Source organism: Mesorhizobium sp. B2-1-3A (assembly GCF_006442655.1).
GTDB lineage: Bacteria > Pseudomonadota > Alphaproteobacteria > Rhizobiales > Rhizobiaceae > Mesorhizobium.
This window is the reverse complement of record NZ_VFWK01000009.1, coordinates 179,092-197,063: the sequence shown is the minus strand read 5'-3', so window position 1 is coordinate 197,063 and position 17,972 is coordinate 179,092. Positions and strand designations below refer to the sequence as shown.

20 protein-coding genes are annotated in these 17,972 nt (G+C 64.5%); 8 read left to right on the top strand and 12 right to left on the bottom strand.

Features of this window, described 5'->3' with window-relative positions; all coding sequences use genetic code 11:
• Nucleotides 1-83: 83 nt before the first annotated feature.
• Nucleotides 84-1,331, bottom strand: coding sequence for an NAD(P)/FAD-dependent oxidoreductase (locus tag FJ977_RS31820; RefSeq protein ID WP_140776149.1), 1,248 nt, complete (start codon nucleotides 1,329-1,331; stop codon nucleotides 84-86).
• A gap of 145 nt (nucleotides 1,332-1,476) precedes the next feature.
• Here FJ977_RS31820 and FJ977_RS31815 point away from each other — a divergent pair, with 145 nt between their 5' ends.
• The gene (locus FJ977_RS31815) at nucleotides 1,477-2,274 is read left to right on the top strand and encodes a lytic transglycosylase domain-containing protein (protein WP_140776147.1); all 798 of its coding nucleotides are present in this window, start codon (nucleotides 1,477-1,479) and stop codon (nucleotides 2,272-2,274) included.
• Between the two features lie 397 nt (nucleotides 2,275-2,671).
• Here the strand turns inward: FJ977_RS31815 and FJ977_RS31810 are convergent, their stop codons facing one another.
• Both FJ977_RS31810 and FJ977_RS31805 read right to left on the bottom strand, forming a co-directional pair.
• Complete coding sequence (locus FJ977_RS31810; RefSeq protein WP_140776145.1) at nucleotides 2,672-3,187, bottom strand: hypothetical protein; 516 nt, start codon at nucleotides 3,185-3,187, stop codon at nucleotides 2,672-2,674.
• A gap of 2 nt (nucleotides 3,188-3,189) precedes the next feature.
• Nucleotides 3,190-4,413, bottom strand: coding sequence for an argininosuccinate synthase (locus FJ977_RS31805; RefSeq protein ID WP_140776143.1), 1,224 nt, complete (start codon nucleotides 4,411-4,413; stop codon nucleotides 3,190-3,192).
• A gap of 231 nt (nucleotides 4,414-4,644) precedes the next feature.
• Between FJ977_RS31805 and FJ977_RS31800 the strand changes: the two genes are divergently transcribed.
• Nucleotides 4,645-5,286 (top strand): LysE family translocator, encoded by a 642-nt coding sequence (locus FJ977_RS31800; RefSeq protein WP_140776141.1) that lies wholly within the window; start codon nucleotides 4,645-4,647, stop codon nucleotides 5,284-5,286.
• Here the strand turns inward: FJ977_RS31800 and FJ977_RS31795 are convergent.
• Genes FJ977_RS31795 through rlmN form a run of 4 tightly spaced genes read right to left on the bottom strand, consistent with a single transcriptional unit; the run spans nucleotide 5,258 to nucleotide 7,843 of the window.
• The gene (locus tag FJ977_RS31795; protein ID WP_140776139.1) at nucleotides 5,258-5,734 is read right to left on the bottom strand and encodes a hypothetical protein; all 477 of its coding nucleotides are present in this window, start codon (nucleotides 5,732-5,734) and stop codon (nucleotides 5,258-5,260) included. The genes FJ977_RS31800 and FJ977_RS31795 overlap by 29 nt on opposite strands.
• Complete coding sequence (locus tag FJ977_RS31790; protein WP_140776137.1) at nucleotides 5,731-6,180, bottom strand: hypothetical protein; 450 nt, start codon at nucleotides 6,178-6,180, stop codon at nucleotides 5,731-5,733. The genes FJ977_RS31795 and FJ977_RS31790 overlap by 4 nt, the downstream gene beginning before the upstream one ends.
• Complete coding sequence (locus FJ977_RS31785) at nucleotides 6,177-6,614, bottom strand: hypothetical protein (protein ID WP_140776135.1); 438 nt, start codon at nucleotides 6,612-6,614, stop codon at nucleotides 6,177-6,179. The genes FJ977_RS31790 and FJ977_RS31785 overlap by 4 nt, the downstream gene beginning before the upstream one ends.
• A complete protein-coding gene (gene rlmN, locus FJ977_RS31780) occupies nucleotides 6,611-7,843 on the bottom strand; it encodes a 23S rRNA (adenine(2503)-C(2))-methyltransferase RlmN (protein ID WP_140776133.1) in 1,233 nt (410 codons plus the stop codon). The genes FJ977_RS31785 and rlmN overlap by 4 nt, the downstream gene beginning before the upstream one ends.
• 165 nt (nucleotides 7,844-8,008) lie before the next feature.
• Between rlmN and FJ977_RS31775 the strand changes: the two genes are divergently transcribed.
• Complete coding sequence (locus FJ977_RS31775) at nucleotides 8,009-9,364, top strand: chloride channel protein (protein WP_140776131.1); 1,356 nt, start codon at nucleotides 8,009-8,011, stop codon at nucleotides 9,362-9,364.
• A 54-nt stretch (nucleotides 9,365-9,418) separates the two neighbouring features.
• On the opposite strand, the gene FJ977_RS31770 is transcribed toward FJ977_RS31775, so the two are convergent.
• From FJ977_RS31770 to FJ977_RS31760, 3 genes are all read right to left on the bottom strand, one after another.
• Nucleotides 9,419-9,922, bottom strand: a complete 504-nt coding sequence (locus FJ977_RS31770; RefSeq protein ID WP_140776129.1) for an invasion associated locus B family protein — start codon at nucleotides 9,920-9,922, stop codon at nucleotides 9,419-9,421.
• Between the two features lie 275 nt (nucleotides 9,923-10,197).
• Nucleotides 10,198-10,560, bottom strand: coding sequence for a YkvA family protein (locus tag FJ977_RS31765; RefSeq protein ID WP_127278702.1), 363 nt, complete (start codon nucleotides 10,558-10,560; stop codon nucleotides 10,198-10,200).
• 138 nt (nucleotides 10,561-10,698) lie between these two features.
• Nucleotides 10,699-10,995 (bottom strand): 4a-hydroxytetrahydrobiopterin dehydratase, encoded by a 297-nt coding sequence (locus FJ977_RS31760; RefSeq protein WP_140776127.1) that lies wholly within the window; start codon nucleotides 10,993-10,995, stop codon nucleotides 10,699-10,701.
• A gap of 105 nt (nucleotides 10,996-11,100) precedes the next feature.
• On the opposite strand from FJ977_RS31760, the gene FJ977_RS31755 reads away from it, so the two are divergent.
• A complete protein-coding gene (locus FJ977_RS31755; RefSeq protein WP_140776125.1) occupies nucleotides 11,101-11,616 on the top strand; it encodes a low molecular weight protein-tyrosine-phosphatase in 516 nt (171 codons plus the stop codon).
• Here the strand turns inward: FJ977_RS31755 and thpR are convergent.
• Nucleotides 11,520-12,116: an RNA 2',3'-cyclic phosphodiesterase gene (thpR, locus tag FJ977_RS31750; protein ID WP_140776123.1), complete on the bottom strand. Its 597-nt coding sequence runs from the start codon at nucleotides 12,114-12,116 to the stop codon at nucleotides 11,520-11,522. The genes FJ977_RS31755 and thpR overlap by 97 nt on opposite strands.
• Nucleotides 12,117-12,243: 127 nt before the next feature.
• Entirely contained in the window at nucleotides 12,244-12,888 is a 645-nt protein-coding gene (locus FJ977_RS31745; protein ID WP_140776121.1) for an arylesterase, read from the bottom strand.
• Nucleotides 12,889-12,975: 87 nt separating this feature from the next.
• Here FJ977_RS31745 and FJ977_RS31740 point away from each other — a divergent pair, with 87 nt between their 5' ends.
• The 4 genes from FJ977_RS31740 (at nucleotide 12,976) to FJ977_RS31725 (ending at nucleotide 17,948) form a co-directional block, all read left to right on the top strand.
• Nucleotides 12,976-13,680, top strand: a complete 705-nt coding sequence (locus FJ977_RS31740) for an ABC transporter ATP-binding protein (protein WP_140776119.1) — start codon at nucleotides 12,976-12,978, stop codon at nucleotides 13,678-13,680.
• Nucleotides 13,680-16,229 (top strand): ABC transporter permease, encoded by a 2,550-nt coding sequence (locus FJ977_RS31735; RefSeq protein ID WP_140776117.1) that lies wholly within the window; start codon nucleotides 13,680-13,682, stop codon nucleotides 16,227-16,229. The genes FJ977_RS31740 and FJ977_RS31735 overlap by 1 nt, the downstream gene beginning before the upstream one ends.
• A gap of 261 nt (nucleotides 16,230-16,490) precedes the next feature.
• Nucleotides 16,491-17,264, top strand: a complete 774-nt coding sequence (locus tag FJ977_RS31730) for a Bax inhibitor-1/YccA family protein (RefSeq protein ID WP_140776115.1) — start codon at nucleotides 16,491-16,493, stop codon at nucleotides 17,262-17,264.
• Between the two features lie 117 nt (nucleotides 17,265-17,381).
• Nucleotides 17,382-17,948, top strand: coding sequence for a GNAT family N-acetyltransferase (locus FJ977_RS31725; RefSeq protein ID WP_140776113.1), 567 nt, complete (start codon nucleotides 17,382-17,384; stop codon nucleotides 17,946-17,948).
• The last annotated feature ends 24 nt before the right edge of the window (nucleotides 17,949-17,972 follow it).

The window sequence follows — 17,972 nt, the reverse complement described above, 5'->3', positions numbered from 1 at the left end:
CGATTCACCAGAGGAGGCACGGTGTGCATGGCGGCCCGTGCCCAAACGCGAACCGCGGGCCGGCGTTCCGCATTCCATCGAGACTATTTCGCCGCAAGCTGGGCGACGACCTGCCTGGCCACCGCCTCGCCCGACAGCCGCGCGCCGCCGCAAGTCTGTATCAGCGGGCCGGCGACATGCTCGCCGGCAAAGAAGATCTTTTCCGCGACCGGCTGCATCAGTGCCGCCCGCGCTTGCGAGCGGCCAGGGCGGGCAGCCGCATAGGCGCCGCGCACGAAGCGTTCGCCGCCCCAATTGGTCATCATGGCGCGCCCGACATGTTTGCGCGTATCGCCGCCGAAAATCCCGCACAGCCGGTCGACGACGAAGTCGATGCCGGCGGCCTCACCCGCGGCCGACATCTCCCAGGCGAAATCGCCGCCGACGAAGCCGACCATCAGGTCGAGGTCGAATGGGAAACACAGGAAATAGATGTCGTGCCTGGCCATTCGTTCGATCAAAAGGTCGTCGAAGGGCTGCAGGCCGAGCCTCGTGCCCGTGATTTCGACCGGCAGCTTGGTCAGCATGCCCATGGGCAGGTCGAAGAAGGCGCCGAAATGGGTGTCGGGCAGGGCAGGTGAAAACGCGATCTCCTCGAAGGCAAGCACCGCCGGCGAGGTGGTGACGATCACCGCCTTGGCGCGGATGGTGCCGCGGTCGGTGACGCAGGCGACGCCCGGCACGTCCCAGAGGATCTGGCGCACCGGCGTCGACAGTTCGACCGGCAAGCCGGCGCCGAAACGCGCGACCAGCGCGCCAAAACCCTCCTTGCTGAAATAGTTGGGGTCGAGATCGGCGGCGGCCTGAAAGTCGCGGATCGAAATCTCGTCCTCATCGGCGCCGAAATCCATCGGCCCGGCGAAGGTGGCGGCCGCGCGTGGCGCATGGCCTTTTTCCAGCAATGCGGAAAGGCGGTCGTCGTCGCCTACCCCGACCTCATGTTTCGCCAGCAATTCGAACAGCTTCGCATCGGCTGCCTTCATCTCGGCTTCCTCGGCCTCGCTCGCCTTGCGCTTGCGGTAGTAGAGGTGGTCGACGTTCATATCGTGGTGGTGCAGGGTCCAGCCGGCACTCTTGGCTTCGGGAAAATACGGATTGCGGTCGGCGGCATGCAGCCAGGCGCAGCCGATGTCGAAAGGGACGCCAAAATGCCGGTCGCTGGTCCAGGCGCGGCCGCCTATGCGGTCCATGGCCTCGAGCAGCTTGAAGGAGAGGCCCGCGGCCTGCACGGTCTTGGCCGCGGACAGCCCCGCCGAGCCGGCGCCGATGATCACGACATCAACGTCTTCCATGGCTATTTCGACCCCGCCACAATAATCACTTGATCGTAAGCAAATTCCCCGGCATTCGCCAGCATCGCGCCACAGGACGGTGACAAAGGCGCGTTTCGCTGGCAAATTCCCGCCGGGACGTGAATCAGGCAACCAGGAGAAAGACATGGCATTACTTGCCAAGGGTAGGATTTTAGCGGCCGCACTGGTGGCGGTGCTTGGGCTGGCGACGGGCGCGCAGGCGGCCGGGAGTTGCGGCAAGACCGGCGCCGGCTTCGATGCCTGGAAGCAGGATTTTGCCGCGGACGCCAAGGCCGAAGGTGTCGGCGCGAAGGGCCTGGCCGCGCTGGCCGGCGCGACCTACGCAACAAGGACGATCTCGGCCGACCGCGCCATCCACAAGGCGTTCAGCGGCTCGGTGGACGATTTCATGAAGCGCCGTGGCGGAGCCGCGATCATTTCCAAGGGCCGCTCGCTGAAGAAGTCGAACGCGGCGCTGTTCAGCCAGATCGAACGGAATTATGGCGTGTCGCCGGGCGTGCTGCTCGCCATCTGGGGCATGGAGACCGGCTTCGGCGCTTCCATGGGCAACCAGAATACGGTCTCCGCCATTTTGACGCTTGCTTATGATTGCCGCCGCCCGGACTACTTCCATCCGCATGCCATCGCGGCCCTGAAGCTGGTCGATCGCGGCGCGTTGACCTCCTCGTCGGTCGGCGCCATGCATGGCGAGGTCGGCCACACGCAGTTCCTGCCCGGAAATGTCCTGAAATATGCGGTCGGCAACGGAAACCTGCGCGACAAGGCCACAGCGCTGGCTTCCACCGCCAACTACCTCAAGGGTCATGGCTGGCGGGCCGGCGCGAGCGCGAGCGCCAATATGGGCGCGATTGCCGGCTGGAATTCGGCAAACGTCTATCAGCAGGCCATCGCCCGCATCGCCGACGCGATCGATGCCAACTGATTGAAGCCTCTGTTCGAGCAAGAGCCCGGCCATGCGCCGGGCTTTTTGTTGCGCGGGAGCGTAGCGGATGTTCGGAGTTGGCCGAGACCTCTAACTTCGTCATCCACGGGCGGAGCAGCCGCATAGCGGCGTCGCGGAGACCCGAGGATCCATTCCGTGACCTCGGCCGTGGAGTGCAGCGGAGCAGGATTCTGCACCGTGGCGAAGCGTTGGAGTCCCGGCATGGATCCTCGGGTCTGCGCCGCGTCGCTACGCTCCTTGCTCCGCCCGTGGATGACGAAGCGGTGGTGTTCCCGGCTAACCGCCAAGGTATGCGGGTTCACCAATGCGTCGGTCAAATTCCTTAGCCGGGGCGTATTTCACCTGACTCAATCGAACTCGGTGCAATGCCGGATTTCTATTTCACATCAATCACGTAGGAGCAGCCGGCCAGCGTCCTGCCGGGATGGGTATCGACGGTCGAGACATTGAGCGTGACGCGCGTGGAAAGGTTCACGTCGCCACTCTCGTCGGTGCTTTCGGCCACGACTCTCTCGCCGAGGAATTTGTCCGGCGTCGAGACCGTCGCCGGGACGCCGAGCTGCCGGGCGAGGTCGGGCGCGGCAATGCCGTCAAGCACGGCCATCGGCCCTGTCGCGGTGAAGACGATTGTCGCCGTCTCAAGCCCGAAGACATGGACCGGAGCGGGCAATTGATACTGGCTGAGGAATGGATTGCCTGACGCAACCTCTTTCCAGCTGAGCTTCTCCACCGCCCCGGGTTCGCTTGCGAGCCAAAGGGCAAAGCCGTTATAGGCCGGCAGGTCGGCCCTGCATTCGATGAGCGCTGCAAGGTCGAGCGAGGCGGGGTCGAAATCCCCGGCCCTGGCCGGTGCCGCCAGAAGGACCAGCGGCACCAGGCCGAGACGGCGCATGCCTATTTGTTGCGGTTGCGCGCGGCCAGCGTGCGCAGCCTCAGCGCATTGAGGCGGATGAAGCCGGCGGCGTCCTTCTGGTCGTAGGCGCCGCGGTCGTCCTCGAAAGTGACCAGCGCGTCGGAATAGAGCGTCTTTTTCGACTTGCGGCCGGTAACCATGACATTGCCCTTGTAGAGCTTGAGGCGCACCGTGCCCTCGACGTCTTCCTGGCTCTTGTCGATCATCGCCTGCAGCATCAGGCGCTCGGGCGAGAACCAGAAGCCGTTGTAGATGAGTTCGGCGTAGCGCGGCATGAACTCGTCCTTGAGGTGCGCCGCACCCCGGTCGAGCGTGATCGATTCTATGGCGCGGTGGGCCACGATCAGGATGGCGCCGCCCGGGGTCTCGTAGACGCCGCGCGATTTCATGCCGACGAAGCGGTTCTCGACCAGGTCGAGCCGGCCGATGCCATTGTCGCGGCCAAGATCGTTGAGCGCCGCCAGCATTGTCGCCGGCGACAGCTTCTTGCCGTTGAGCGCGATCGGGTCGCCCTTCAGGAATTCGATCTCGATCTCGGTGACCTCGTCCGGCGCGTCCATCGGCGAAACGGTGCGCTGGTGGACGAATTCCGGCGGCTCACTCCACGGATCTTCGAGAACCTTGCCCTCGGAGGAGGAATGCAGAAGGTTGGCGTCGACCGAGAACGGCGCCTCGCCCCTCTTGTCCTTGGCCACCGGGATCTGGTGCTGCTCGGCGAAATTGATCAGATCGGTGCGCGACTTGAACGACCAGTCGCGCCACGGTGCGATGACCTTGATGTCGGGGTTCAGCGCATAGGCCGATAGTTCGAAACGCACCTGGTCGTTGCCCTTGCCGGTGGCGCCATGCGCGATCGCATCGGCGCCGGTCTCCTTGGCGATCTCCACGAGATGCTTGGAGATCAGCGGCCGCGCGATCGACGTGCCGAGCAGATAGGTGCCTTCATAGACGGTGTTGGCGCGAAACATCGGGAAGACGAAGTCGGAGACGAATTCCTCGCGCACATCGACGATGCGGATGTCCTTGATGCCCATCATCTCGGCCTTCTGGCGCGCCGGCTCCAGCTCGCCGCCCTGGCCGAGATCGGCGGTGAAGGTGACGACCTCGGCACCGAGTTCGGTCTGCAGCCATTTCAGGATGATGGATGTGTCGAGGCCGCCGGAATAGGCGAGCACGACTTTCTTGACGTCTTTGGTCTTGGACATTTCGGCTCCGTCGATGGCGGACGCTTGAAGCAAGGGCGTCACGCATTGTCGGAGCGCCTTTTAGCAGGAACGGCAAAGCGAGCAAGCACGCGCGGCGCCAGACTGCTGATCCAGCGCTGCTCCCGTTCTCCAGGTCGCAGGCTGCGACCTCTGCCGGAGGGTGCGCCAGTCTCGCATCTGGCGCCGGCGCGACGTATCTTGTATAGGCCTGCGCATTCCCAGGGGCCTTCCATGTCCTTCATTCCCGACACCACCACGCTGATCCAGTTCGCCGTCGCCACCGTGATCCTGGCGATCACCCCCGGTCCCGACATGACCCTGTTCGTCTCGCGCACGCTGAGCCAGGGGCGCGTCACCGGCTTTGCCTCGATGGCCGGTGCGCTGTGCGGCACGCTGATCCACACCACGCTGGTGGTGGTCGGCGTCTCGGCGCTGATCGTCGCCTCGCCGATGGCCTTCTTCGTGCTGAAGATTTTTGGCGCCGGTTATCTAGTCTTCCTGGCCTGGCAGTCGATAGCCAAGGGCTCGGCATTTTCGCCAGAAAAGAAGACAGGCCCGCAGATCTCGCTGTTGCGCAGCTGGGCGGCAGGGCTCGGCGTCAATCTGCTCAACCCGAAGATCATCCTGTTCTTCATGACCTTCCTGCCGCAGTTCGTTTCCGCGCATGATCCCAACGCGCCGGGAAAGCTGTTCTTCCTCGGCGCCATGTTCATCGTGCTGTCGATCCCGGTGACAGTGCCGACGGTGCTGGCGGCGGAAAAGTTTTCGGCGGCGATGAAGGCCAGCCCGCGCGTCACGCGGGTCGTCGACTATCTCTTCTCCGGCGTGTTCTCGGCCTTCGCGCTCAGGATCCTGACCGCCCAGGCGAAGTAGGGGCGTCCTTCCACCAGCTTCCGGCCCAGCGCCCGGCGCTGAGCCAGTAGAAGATGCCGCCGACCATGCCACCACCGATGACGGCCATGATGCCGCTGGTGTCGGTCACGGCGAAGATGGACTCCTGGGCGTGATCGACCAGGCCAAGGAAGGCGGCCGCCACCACCGCACCGGCCAGCGCATAATACAACCAGTCGCGCCGGCCGAGGATTTCGGCAACCAGGATGACGATCGCCGCCGGCATGAAGGCGAAATAGGCGACGAACAGGGCGACGAAGGGAATCGAAAAATACAGCGAGGCGGTTGCGGCCGACTGCGCATGCTGCGGCGCATAGCCAAGCGAGGCCAGGAACAGGATGTTGAGGAAGGCGCTCGCCGCCAGTGACGCGACGACATAGCCGAACAGGATCATGGCAAGGCGCACGATATAGGCGACGAGGCGGTTCATCCCGCATCCCTCTGTAGGGGACGGCCAGACTTGCGCCCCGCCAGGAGCCAGTAGACCGACCCGGCGGCGGTGCCGGCGGTGGCCAGGAACCCGAGAAAGCCCGGATTGAACACAAAGCCTCCAGCCGAGCCGGGAACAAAAACGCCAAATGCGATGGAGGTGATCGCACCCGTGACCGCGAAATAGAACCATCCCCGCAGCGACAGCCGTTCGGCAAGCAAGATCGCGGGGCCGACGATCAGCAGCGCGCAGATCGCCACGGTCAACACGGCGAGCGGGAACGAACCCAGCCAGTCGAATGTGAAGACCAGGGACCAGTTGCCGTATTCGATCCCTTCCAGAAGGGTGATCAGCAGCACAGGCACCAGGATTGAGGTCAGCACAGCGGCGACATAACCGACTGCTATGATGGCGAAGCGCTTGAGCCCGGCGAGGGGACGGTTCATCGGGCTGTCCTGATGCGCGTGTCGCTCGGAAGCAGTCCCATGACCAGCCGGTAGACGGCGCCGCCCAGGCTACCCGCGACGATCAGGGTAATCAGCAAGTCGAGCGCGGGCCGCGTCCGCGCCATCGGATAGATCTGCATGATCGCGAACATAACGGTCCCCACCAGGGCGCCGCCGAGGATCGAAAGTGTCCATCCCCGGCGCCCGGTCAGTTCCGATACCACAATCAGCGGTACCGCGGGCAGCGCGCCATAAATGGCGACTATTATCGTGCCCGCGACCAAGGCCACCACCTGGTCTTTCAGATCGAAGAAAAGCCGGCCGCTGCGCCAAAAGATGGAAGCGTCTTCGTACAAAAGAAACACAAGGGGCATGACGAGCGAGGCTAATGCATAGGAAATGGCAACAGCCGCCAGTCGCCAAGAAAAGCTCACGCTTCGCCGTGCCCCGCGATCATCATGGCTTCCAGTGCCAGCCGGTCGACCTTGCGCATGCGCTCCGATTCCGACTTGAGCTGACCGCAGGCGGCGAGGATGTCGCGGCCGCGCGGGGTGCGGATCGGCGAGGCATAGCCGGCATTGTTGATGTAGTCGGCGAATTTCTCGATCGTCTCCCAGTCCGAGCACTGATAGTTGGTGCCCGGCCATGGGTTGAACGGGATCAGATTGATCTTGGCCGGAATGCCCTTGAGCAGCTTGATCAGGCCCTTGGCGTCCTCGATGGAATCGTTGACGTCCTTCAGCATCACATATTCGAAGGTGATGCGCTTGGCGTTCGACAGGCCGGGATAGGCACGGCAGGCGGCGATCAGTTCCTTCAGCGGATACTTCTTGTTGATCGGCACCAGCAGGTCGCGCAGATCATCATTGGTGGCATGCAGCGAGATCGCCAGCATGACGCCGATCTCCTCGCCGGTGCGGAAAATCTCGGGCACGACGCCGGAGGTAGACAGCGTGATTCGCCGCTTGGACAAGGAAAGCCCGTCGCCGTCGGAGGCGATCAGCAGCGCCTTCTTCACCGCCTCGAAATTGTAGAGCGGCTCACCCATGCCCATCATGACGATGTTGGACACCTTGCGGCCCTCGGCCGGCACGATGGCGCCGTCCGGCGTGTCGCGGTCGGGGAAATCGCCCAGCCGGTCGCGCGCTGTGAGCAACTGGGCGAGAATCTCTTCCGCCGTCAAATTGCGCACCAGCTTCTGGGTGCCGGTGTGGCAGAAGGAGCAGGTCAGCGTGCAGCCGACCTGCGAGGAGATGCAGAGCGTGCCGCGGCCTTCCTCGGGAATATAGACGGTCTCGATCTCGACCGGCCGGCCGGCGCCGCGCGGCGGAAAGCGGAACAGCCATTTGCGGGTGCCGTCGGAAGAAATCTGCTCCTCGACAATTTCGGGCCGCGCGACGGTGAAATGCCTGTCGAGCTCGGCGCGCAGATCCTTGGAGATGTTGAACATGCCGGCAAAGTCGGAAACGCCGCGCACATACATCCAGTGCCAGAGCTGCTGGGCGCGCATTTTTGCCTGGCGCTCGGGCACGATGCCGGACGCAACGAGTGCCTCGCCAAGCTCCGCGCGCGTAAGGCCGATCAGCGACGGCTTTTCGGGCGCGGCGCGGGCGCGCAACGCGTCACGGGCACCCTCAGTGGTGAGGTCGAAGGAAAGGGTCATGGTCGCACTGATATAAGCGGTTTGCGGCCGATTTCATCCATCGTGCCGGGAACTGAAGCGCGGCGCATAGCACAGGTTGAGGGCAGAGTCATGCCGGGGTAGGGGAATAGGTAGCAAGGCAGGTCCTACTGCCCTACTCCCTATTCCCTCCACACGAGGACAGACATGGCCGGCACATCACGAAAATATCCTCTGCTGCGGCGCTCGCGCGCGATGTGGGGCTCGCGGCGCGTGTGGCAGCCGCGCCTGGTGTTCTGGGCCGGAGCGGTCTCGATCGGCGTCATCAGCGTGCTGTTCGCGGTGCTGGCCGACAAGGCGCAGGTGCTGTTCCATGTCATGATCGGTGATGGCGGCGGCTGGCGCTTCTATCTGCCGCTCATGATCACGCCGCTTGGCTTCGTGCTGTGCGCCTGGCTGGCCCAGGCTTTCTTTCCGGGCTCGCAAGGCAGCGGCATTCCGCAAGCAATCGCCGCGCGCCATCTGCGTGACGACGACGATCGCAACCACCTGCTCTCATTGCGGCTTGCGGCCGGCAAGATCGCGCTCACCATCGTCGGCCTGTTCTGCGGCGCTTCCATCGGTCGCGAAGGCCCGACCGTGCAGGTCGGCGCCTCGCTGATGCTGCAGGCGGCGCGCTGGGGCGGCATGGCGCAGGCGCGGGGCCTGATCCTGGCCGGGTCGGCCGCCGGCATCGCGGCGGCCTTCAACACCCCACTGGCCGGCATCGTCTTCGCCATCGAGGAAATGGGTCGCACCTATGAAGCGCGCACCAACGGGCTGGTGCTGACGGCGGTCATCCTGGCCGGCATCGCATCGCTCGGCCTGCTCGGCAACTACACCTATTTCGGCATCTCCAGAGACACGATCTCGTTTGCCGCCGAGTGGCCGCTGGTGCTTGCCTGCGGCGTCATCGGGGGCGGCTTCGGCGCGCTGTTCTCGCTACTGGCGCTAAAGATCACGCGGCGGATCCGCCGCTGGCACACGCAGCAGCCCCTGGCTCGCGCGCTGCTGGTGGCCGCATTCTGCGGGCTCGGCGTGGCGGTGATCGGCATTGCGTCGGGCGGGCTGACCTTCGGCACCGGATACGCGCAGGCGCGCGGCGCGGTGGAGGGTACGCCGCTGCCATGGCTCTTCTTCGTGGAAAAATTCCTGGCCGGGCTGCTGTCGATGGTTTCGGGCATTCCGGGCGGTATTTTCGCGCCCTCGCTGGCGGTCGGCGCCGGTATCGGCAGTTCGCTCGGCCTTTTGTTCGGCGCCAGCGCGGGAGCCGCCGCGCTGCTCGGCATGGCCGGCTATTTCGCCGGCGTGGTGCAGGCGCCGATGACGGCTTTCGTCATCATCCTGGAGATGACCGGCAACCACGACAATGTCATCGCGCTGATGCTGGCCTCGATGCTGGGCTACGGCACGGCCCGGATGATCTCGCACGAGCCGCTCTATCACGCGCTGTCGCGCGTCTTCATCGCCGAGGCGATCCGGCGTCGGCGGGCGGAGGCCGCGCCGGAATCCGGCCATGCCTGAAAAGCAAAAGGCCGGCCTCAAGGCCCGGCCTTTTGCGTCAAAGCTAAGCTCTGCTTATTTGCACTTGGCGATCGACGACAGCGCCGCCGAAATGCCCTTCAGCGAGAAGACATAGGAGGTGGGATTGCCGCGGCCGGATTTCGCCGTCACCTTCATGTCGGTGCCGGTCTTCATGGCGGCGATCAGCACGGGTTCCTCGGCGGCGTTCTCGACCCAGGCCGACTTGCCGCGGGTGAACATCGAGAACGACTTCTTGTCGATGGTGACGGTTGCCTTGGAACCTTCCTGGAAATTGTAGCCGGCAATGAACTGCGGCTCGTAGGACACCTGCTGGCCAGGCCGCTGGCTGACAAAGAAGAACATATCGCCATGGTCGAGCGTCGGCGGCTGCTTGTCGGTCGGCACGGTCAGCACGTAGCAGACCTTGCCGCCCTGCGCCTGATAGCTGTAGGTGCCCCAGGCATTGTGCTGGCCGATCTTGGTCGCCTGCTGCGCCAGTGCCGGCGCTGCTGAGGCCGCCAGGACCAGGCTCGAAACTAGTGCTATCAATCCGCGCATCGTCTTTCCCGTATTCCAAATGGTGCGGAGGCGGGCCGCCTGGCGTCCTGCCGTCGCTTCATTTTGATTTAATCTGGGTTACCAAACGGTGAATTTCCCTCAACAAAAGGACGCTCACCCCAGGAAACCGCCGCCATTCCCGCGCCGCCGCCCTTGTCGGCAGCCGGCGCGACGTCCCTTCGGCGACTTGGAGGCCACGAAAGCGGCAAGAGTTTGACTTTTCAACCGGAGCTGCGAACGCCTCCATCCACAAGATGCGCACCGCGCGAAGACGCTCAGCCCTTGTCGGCGATGGCGTCCTTGGCGGCCTGGCGATGCGCCGGCGTGATGTGGGCGCTGACGGCGGTGATCGCTGCGGTCAGCACGGCGATGTCGTCGGTGAAACCGAGGCCGAAGATGAAGTCGGGAATGAGGTCCACCGGCAGGACGAAATAGCCGAGCGCCGCCACCAATATGCCCTTGGCGCGCAACGGCGTGTTCTTGTCCATGGCGCAGTAATAGGCGGCGACGACGTCCTCCATGAAGGGGATCTGCCGCGCGGCCTTCTTCGCCGTGCGCCAGAATTTCTCGCGCACTTCGCCCTCGCCGCCCAGCCTGTCGCCAAAGCCGAAGAAATCAAAACCGGGTTGTTGCGCCATCAATGTCTCCTGGCGGGTCTCATGCGCATCCAGGCGCATGCCTCGCGGGGAAAATGTGGTGAAAGGTGAACTCGGGTGCAAGATGCCGGCACCGATTTGGGATTCTCCGCTGTCTTGGCGACCGTGCGATACCGGGCATCAACCACCGGCAAAGCGGTTCATCTTCTTCGCCAGTGCGATGTCGAGCGCCGTGACGCCGCCGGCGTCATGGGTGTTCAGCGTCACGTCCACGGTCTTGTAGACGTTTGACCAGTCGGGATGATGATCCATCTTTTCGGCCGCCAGCGCGACGCGGGTCATGAAGGCGAAGGCTTCGGAAAAATTGTTAAAGACGAAGCTGCGCCTGATCGAGGCGCCGTCCGTGGCCAGCGACCAGCCGCCGAGTTCGGCAAGGGCGGCGGTGATGGCGTCCTTGCTGAGTTTTTCTCTCGTCATGATGATTTCCCGTGCTATCTCGAATTTTGACCCTCACCATACTGCAAGTCGCCCAAAAGTGTTTTGCGGTTTTGGGGTTCCAAATGCACAAATGGCGCATATCGAATGAGCATAACGCCCATAAATTCCATCCTTTTCGTCTGTCTCGGCAATATCTGCCGGTCGCCGCTGGCAGAGGGCGTTTTTCGCGCCGTTTGGGCCGAGCGCGGCTGGGACCGCGATATCCGGCTCGACTCGGCCGCGACCAGCGGCTGGGAGGTCGGCTCGCCCCCCGATCCACGCTCGATCGCGGTCGCGATGCGTCACGGCATCGATATTTCCGGACAGCGGGCGCGCAAGATCACGCCGCAGGATTTCTCCCGTTTCGACCTGGTCCTTGGCATGGACCGCTCGAATGTCGCCGACCTCAAGGCGCTGGCTCCGGCCGCGCGGGACCGGGTGCAGCTCTTCCTGGAGTTCGCGCACGGACAGGCGCGCGATGTGCCCGATCCCTATTATGACGGGCCGGAGGCCTTTGCCGAGGTCTATCGCATGATCCGCGAGGCGTCGGAGGCGCTGGCGACACGGCTGGCCGCGCGGGCGTCGGTGCCCGACAGCGGCCAGGCCTCCTCGACGATATAGGGGCCGCCGCCGACCGAATCGCGCGACGACATCAGGACGAAGCGGCCGATACGAAATGGCAGCGTGGAGAAATTGCCGCGGGCCGAAAGATACTGGGCGACATCCAGCGGGCTCGAATTGCGCAGCCGCGCCAAGGTCACATGCGGCATGAACTTGCGCGGATCGGCGGGAATGCCGAGCCGCTGGCAGATGCGGTCGATCTCGCCCTGAAGCCCGGCCAGATCGGGCGAGGCGGAAGCGCCGGCCCACACCGCATGCGGCTTCTTCTGGCCAAAGGCGCCGACGCCGGACAGGGTCAGCGAGAATGAGGGCCGGTGGACACGGTCCAGCGCATTGGCGATCTCGTCGGCGACATGGCCCTCGACATCGCCGATGAAGCGCAGCGTCAGATGGTAGTTTTCGACATCGATCCAGCGCGCCCCGGGCAGGCCGCCCCGGAGCAGGGACAGCGAAAGGGCGGCGTCACGCGGAATTTCGAGGGCGGTGAAAAGACGCGGCATGAAAAGCCTCCCTTCCTCGAATCGAACTGTCATCCATAGCGAATCATCGATAGTCGAATGGAGCAAGAGGTTTATTGGTCACAGGCTTTGCCAAAAGTTTCCGCAAGGGAAAGCAGTTTATCCAGCCTCATGAGCCGCCCGGGACCGCCGCGATGGTCTTCTCGACCGTCGGCAGGATACGCTCGACCATCCGGTCGACACCGCTTGCGCTCGGGTGCATGCCGTCCTCGAGCTGCAGGCCGGGCTGTCCGGCGACGCCGTCAAGGAAGAACGGATAGAGCGCGACATCGTATTTCCCCGCCAGGTCCGGAAAGATGGCGTCGAAGGCGTTCTGGTAGTCGGCGCCGAGATTGGGCGCGGCGCGCATGCCGGCGAGCAACACAGCGATCTTGCGCTGTTTGAGCTTGCCGAGCATCTCGTCGAGGTTCTTCCTGGCGATGTCGGGCGAGATGCCGCGCAGCATATCGTTGGCGCCGAGTTCGAGGATGACCAACTGCGTGCCGTCCGGCACCGACCAATCGAGCCGCGCCAGGCCGCCGCTCGTGGTGTCGCCGGAAACGCCGGCATTGGCGACGGTCACGTCATGGCCCTTGGCACGCAGCGCTGCCTGCAATTTGTCGGTAAAGCCTTGACCGGGTCCAAGCCCGAAGCCCGCCATCAGGCTGTCACCGAAGCCGACGATCTTGAAGGGCTCGGCACGCGCCGACGAAATCGCGCCGCAAATGGCGAGGAAAAGGACCAGGCCTGCGGCTATCTGGCGTTTGAAAGACATGCGGCAAGCCCCATATGACCAAGGAATTCTTCCGGCGACGGCTTCCAGCAAGCAAAGCCATCATCCCTGATATAGGACGCTTTCATTTTGACAGAAGCCGTCATCGCGCTGAAAGACGTATCCCTGACGCTCGGCGAGGGCGCGTCGTCAGTCCATGTGCTGAAGGGCGTCAGCCTCGAGGTGGCGCCCGGCGAGGCGACCGGCATCGTCGGTCCGTCGGGGTCCGGCAAGTCGACCTTGCTGATGGTGTTGGCGGGTTTGGAACGGATCGATTCGGGTACGGTACGAATCGCCGGCGAGCTGCTCAATGGCAAAAGCGAGGATCAGATCGCTTCGTTTCGTGGCCGAAACATTGGCATTGTCTTTCAATCCTTCCATCTCATCCCCAACATGACGGCGCTTGAGAATGTAGCGGTGCCGCTGGAGCTGGCCGGCCATGCCGATCCGTTTTCGGTGGCGGCGCGCGAGCTGGCGGCCGTGGGCCTCAGCGACCGCGTCACCCATTACCCCGGCGAACTCTCCGGCGGCGAACAGCAGCGCGTGGCGATCGCCCGGGCGCTGGCGCCCTCGCCGCGCATTCTCATCGCCGACGAGCCGACCGGCAATCTCGACCAAGCGACGGGGCGGCAGGTCGCCGACCTGCTGTTCGCCAAGGCGGCCGAGCGCGGCATGACGCTGGTGCTGGTTACCCATGATCCCGCGCTCGCGGCACGCTGCGCGCGCCAGGTGTCGATGCGCTCCGGCCGTATCGAGGCGCCGACCCCGCCGACCCCATTGAAGGTCACCGCCTGATGCCGCTGGCACGGACGCTGAAGCTCGCCGTCCGCTTTTCGTTGCGCGAGATGCGCGGCGGCCTGTCCGGCTTCCTGATCTTTCTCGCCTGCATCGCGCTCGGCGTCGCGGCGATCGGCGGCGTCAATTCGGTTGCCCGTTCGATCAGTGCCGGCGTCGCCAATCAGGGCCAGACGCTGCTTGGCGGCGATCTTCGCTTCCAGGTCAACCAGCGCGATGCCAGCCAGGCCGAACATGGCTTCCTCGACGGGCTGGGCGTTGTTTCGCGCACCGCCAGCATGCGCTCGATGGCGCGTCTGGCAGACGGCTCCGACCAGGCTCTGGTCGAGGCCAAGGCGGTCGACGATGCCTATCCGCTCTATGGCGCGCTGGAAACGGAGCCGGCGCTGACAAAGCAGGAATTGTTCGGCGAGGAATTCGGCGTCTTTGGCGCGGCGGCGCCCGATCTTCTGTTCGAACGACTGCATCTCAAGCTCGGCGACCGGCTGAAGCTCGGCACCGCCACCTTCGAATTGCGCGCCAGGCTGGTCACCGAGCCGGATGCCGTGTCCGACGGTTTCGGCTTCGCGCCAAGGCTGATGATCTCGACCGAGGGCCTGGCCGCGACCGGGCTGGTCCAACCGGGCAGCCTGGTCGAAAACGCCTACAAGATCCGGCTGCCCGCCGATGCCGACGAGGCGCGGCTCAAGGCCATACAGGATCAGGCGGCCAGGGATTTTCCGGAAGCTGGCTGGTCGATCCGCACGCGCGGCAACGCCGCCCCCGCCCTGTCGTCCAACATCGAGCGCTTCTCGCAGTTCCTGACGCTGGTCGGGCTGACGGCGCTGGTGGTCGGCGGCGTCGGCGTCGCCAATGCGGTGCGCGCTTATCTCGACGGCAAGCGCGGCGTCATCGCCACCTTCAAGAGTCTCGGTGCTTCCGGCGGTTTTGTCTTCACCGTCTATCTCGTACAAATCCTGATCATAGCGGCTCTCGGTATCGCCGCTGGTCTGGTGCTCGGCGCGCTGATGCCTTTCGCCGCAAGTGCCGCGCTTCAATCCGTCATTCCAGTGCCGGCGCAAGGCGGCTTCTACCCCGGCGCGCTCGGCATGGCGGCGCTGTTCGGGCTGCTGGTGACGTTGGCCTTCGCGCTTCTGCCGCTCGGACGCGCCCGCGACGTGCCGGCGACGGCGCTGTTTCGGGAGATGGGCCTGGAAGGCCGCGGCCTTCCGCGACTTGTCTATATTGCGTCGGCCATCGGCATCGCCCTGCTGCTGGCGGTTCTGGCCATCCTCTTTTCCGGCGACCAGCGCATCGCCTCGATCTTCGTCGGCGCCACCATCTTTTCATTCCTGGTGCTGCGTCTGGTCGGAGCGTTGGTGCAATGGGTGGCAAGGAAGAGCCCGCGCGTGCGCTCCGTGGCGCTCCGTCTCGCCGTCGGCAACATCCATCGACCAGGCGCCTTGACGCCATCGGTGGTGCTGTCGCTGGGGCTCGGGCTGACGCTGCTGGTGACGTTGGCGCTGATCGACGGCAATCTGCGGCAGCAGATCTCCGGCAGCCTGCCGGAGCGGGCGCCGAACTTCTTCTTCGTCGACATCCAGAGCAGCGATGTCGATGCGTTCTCGGCCCTGGTCGGCAAGGAGGCGCCGCAAGGCACGTTGGTCAAGGTGCCGATGCTGCGCGGCCGGGTGATGGCGCTCAACGGCGTCGCCGTCGACAAGGTCAAGGTGCCGGCCGAGGGCGCCTGGGTGCTGAAAGGCGATCGCGGCCTGACCTATGACGCCAGGCAGCCGGAAAACGCGACGCTGACCGAGGGCGAGTGGTGGCCGGACAATTATGCCGGCGAGCCGCTGGTCTCCTTCTCGGCGCAGGAAGGCAAGGAGATCGGGCTGAAGCTCGGCGACACCGTCACCGTCAATGTGCTTGGCCGCAACGTGACGGCCAGGATCGCCAACTTCCGCCAGGTCGAGTGGGAGACGATGGGCATCAATTTCGTCATGGTGTTCTCGCCCAACACATTCGCGGGCGCGCCGCATGGCTGGATGGCGACGCTGACCGAAAAAAGTGCCTCGACGGCCGACGATGCCCGTATCCTCAATGCCGTTACCCGCGCCTTCCCCGCGGTAACGACGGTGCGCGTCAAGGACGCGCTCGATGTCGTCAACCGGCTGGTCGGCCAGCTCGGCACCGCGATCCGGGCCGCGGCCGGGGTGGCGCTGATCGCTTCGGTGCTGGTGCTGGCAGGCGCGCTTGCCGCCGGCAACCGGGCACGCATCCACGACGCCGTGGTGCTGAAGACGCTCGGCGCGACCAGGAGGACGCTGATAACGGCGTTCTCCCTGGAGTACATGCTGATCGGATTGGCCACGGCCATCTTCGCGCTGGCCGCCGGCGGCATCGCGGCCTGGTACATCGTCGCCCGCATCATGACGCTGCCGTCGCATTTCATGCCGGAGGTGGCCGTGGCAACCATCGTCTTTGCGCTGGTCATCACGGTCGGCATCGGTCTTGCCGGCACCTGGCGGGTGCTGGGCCACAAGGCGGCACCGGTGCTGCGCGACCTCTGATCCCTGGCCGGACTCTCTAATCCCTGGCGGGACTCTGGGGCGGAGCGAGCCCTCCGCAATTAAATCTTGGTAAGGATGCCGGCCCGGAAGCCCGGAGAATCGGTATTTCGACCTCTCACGAACCGTTACATCCGGTTACGGTCTTGTTCTTGACGCGAATAACCATCATATTTCGCCACAGGCATGCTGGAGCCCCGCCAGCGGCGCCTGGGTCCGCAAGAGGCCCGACACCGGACGGGGCAGAAGCAATAGAGGATTCCAATGGCTGATCCCATTCGCAATTATCAGACGTCGGCGGTGCCCGGCGTCCGCGCCGACATCGATCAGGGCCTGCGCGCTTATATGATCAAGGTCTACAATCTGATGGGGCTTGGCCTCCTTATCACCGGCCTTGCCGCCGTCGGCACGATCATGCTGGCCACCACCACCGATCCGGCCTCGGCTGTCGCAACGCTGCCGAGCGGCGAGATGCTGACGTCCTTCGGCTATGCGATCTTCGGGTCGCCGCTGCGCTGGGTGGTGATGCTGGCGCCGCTGGCCGCCGTGTTCTTCCTGTCGTTCAGGATTCAGTCGATGAGCGTCGCTGCCGCGCAGACCACGTTCTGGGTCTATGCCGGCCTCGTCGGCCTGTCGCTGTCGTCGATCTTCCTGGTCTACACCACGGCCAGCATTTCGCAGACCTTCTTCGCCACGGCCGCCGCTTTCGGCGCGCTGTCGCTGTACGGCTACACGACCAAGCGCGACCTGACGGCGATGGGCTCGTTCCTGATCATGGGCGTGTTCGGCATCATCATCGCGTCGGTGATCAACATCTTCCTGCAGTCGTCGGCGCTGTCCTTCGCCGTGTCGGCGATCGGCGTCCTGGTCTTCGCCGGCCTGACCGCCTACGACACGCAGAAGATCAAGGAGATGTATTTCGAGGGTGACGTTTCCGATGTCGCCGGCCGCAAGGCCATCATGGGCGCGCTGAGGCTCTATCTCGATTTCATCAATCTGTTCATGTTCCTGCTCCAGTTCATGGGCGACCGCCGCTAAGGCACGCTTCATGGTCTGACTGGACCATCGGGTTTGGAAGGGCGGCCCAACGGCCGCCCTTTTCTTTTGCGCCGGCGTTTGCTGTTATCGGAAGCAGACAGAAGGCCTGCATAAAGAATGTGCACTATCGTGATACGGCCGGCCACTTCGGCCGACCTCGACACCATCACCGAAATCTATGCCGACGCGGTGACGCATGGCACGGCGAGCTATGAGCTGGAGCCGCCAGGTCGCGCCGAGATGGGCACGCGATTCGCCACGCTCACGGCCGGCGGCTTCCCGTATCTGGTGGCGGAAAAGGACGGGGCCGTGCTTGGCTATGCCTATGCCGGTGCCTTCCGGCCGCGCCCGGCCTACCGCTTCATCGTCGAGGATTCGGTCTATGTCGCGCCGGAGGCCAAGGGCCAGGGTGTCGGCCTCATGCTGATGCGCAGCCTGATCGCGGCGGCCGAGGCGGCGGGCTTCCGCCAGATCGTCGCGGTGATCGGCGACGGCCATCCAGGCAGCGCCTCGGTCAAGCTGCATGAAAAGCTCGGCTTCCGCCACTCCGGCCGGCTCGAAGGCTCCGGCTACAAGCACGGGCGCTGGTTGGACACGGTGTTCATGCAGCTGTCCCTGAATGGCGGCGCGTCGTTGCCGCCCGATCCGGCCTCGCTGCCTGAGCGGAAGTTCCGCGGGGCCTGAGAGAAATTGAGGAACTGAAGAACT

Coding starts and splice junctions, on each gene's coding strand:
- FJ977_RS31820 (WP_140776149.1), bottom strand. CDS start 1,331: ATGGAAGACGTTGATGTCGTGATCATCGGCGCCGGCTCGGCGGGGCTG.
- FJ977_RS31815 (WP_140776147.1), top strand. CDS start 1,477: ATGGCATTACTTGCCAAGGGTAGGATTTTAGCGGCCGCACTGGTGGCG.
- FJ977_RS31810 (WP_140776145.1), bottom strand. CDS start 3,187: ATGCGCCGTCTCGGCCTGGTGCCGCTGGTCCTTCTGGCGGCACCGGCC.
- FJ977_RS31805 (WP_140776143.1), bottom strand. CDS start 4,413: ATGTCCAAGACCAAAGACGTCAAGAAAGTCGTGCTCGCCTATTCCGGC.
- FJ977_RS31800 (WP_140776141.1), top strand. CDS start 4,645: ATGTCCTTCATTCCCGACACCACCACGCTGATCCAGTTCGCCGTCGCC.
- FJ977_RS31795 (WP_140776139.1), bottom strand. CDS start 5,734: ATGAACCGCCTCGTCGCCTATATCGTGCGCCTTGCCATGATCCTGTTC.
- FJ977_RS31790 (WP_140776137.1), bottom strand. CDS start 6,180: ATGAACCGTCCCCTCGCCGGGCTCAAGCGCTTCGCCATCATAGCAGTC.
- rlmN (WP_140776133.1), bottom strand. CDS start 7,843: ATGACCCTTTCCTTCGACCTCACCACTGAGGGTGCCCGTGACGCGTTG.
- FJ977_RS31775 (WP_140776131.1), top strand. CDS start 8,009: ATGGCCGGCACATCACGAAAATATCCTCTGCTGCGGCGCTCGCGCGCG.
- FJ977_RS31770 (WP_140776129.1), bottom strand. CDS start 9,922: ATGCGCGGATTGATAGCACTAGTTTCGAGCCTGGTCCTGGCGGCCTCA.
- FJ977_RS31765 (WP_127278702.1), bottom strand. CDS start 10,560: ATGGCGCAACAACCCGGTTTTGATTTCTTCGGCTTTGGCGACAGGCTG.
- FJ977_RS31760 (WP_140776127.1), bottom strand. CDS start 10,995: ATGACGAGAGAAAAACTCAGCAAGGACGCCATCACCGCCGCCCTTGCC.
- FJ977_RS31755 (WP_140776125.1), top strand. CDS start 11,101: ATGAGCATAACGCCCATAAATTCCATCCTTTTCGTCTGTCTCGGCAAT.
- thpR (WP_140776123.1), bottom strand. CDS start 12,116: ATGCCGCGTCTTTTCACCGCCCTCGAAATTCCGCGTGACGCCGCCCTT.
- FJ977_RS31745 (WP_140776121.1), bottom strand. CDS start 12,888: ATGTCTTTCAAACGCCAGATAGCCGCAGGCCTGGTCCTTTTCCTCGCC.
- FJ977_RS31735 (WP_140776117.1), top strand. CDS start 13,680: ATGCCGCTGGCACGGACGCTGAAGCTCGCCGTCCGCTTTTCGTTGCGC.
- FJ977_RS31730 (WP_140776115.1), top strand. CDS start 16,491: ATGGCTGATCCCATTCGCAATTATCAGACGTCGGCGGTGCCCGGCGTC.
- FJ977_RS31725 (WP_140776113.1), top strand. CDS start 17,382: ATGTGCACTATCGTGATACGGCCGGCCACTTCGGCCGACCTCGACACC.